The sequence below is a fragment of the Acinetobacter guerrae genome, assembly GCF_009372255.1.
Lineage (GTDB): Bacteria > Pseudomonadota > Gammaproteobacteria > Pseudomonadales > Moraxellaceae > Acinetobacter > Acinetobacter guerrae.
In genome coordinates, this window is record NZ_LXGN01000051.1 from 1 (window position 1) to 241 (window position 241).

The window sequence follows — 241 nt, forward strand, 5'->3', positions numbered from 1 at the left end:
GATAAGTTTTTTTATATAATGTAACTCTCCTCCACTTCCATAAATGTCCAATGACCAATCATTGATTTCATTATTAACCAATGACCAAGCCAAAAGTAGATCCTTAAAGTTTTTTTGATACGTAAGTCTACCAATAGATATAACTGTTTTGGAATCTTGTCAATAACTTGGTTTCTCTAAACTCAATATAAAGTGGGAACTATTATTTATAACATTTACATTCTTATGAAATTAACTATAA

1 pseudogene is annotated in these 241 nt (G+C 27.4%); it reads right to left on the minus strand.

The features are described from left to right. A pseudogene (locus A7A69_RS17050) lies at positions 1 to 144 on the minus strand (glycosyltransferase); the annotation flags it as partial. Between the last annotated feature and the right edge of the window lie 97 nt (positions 145 to 241).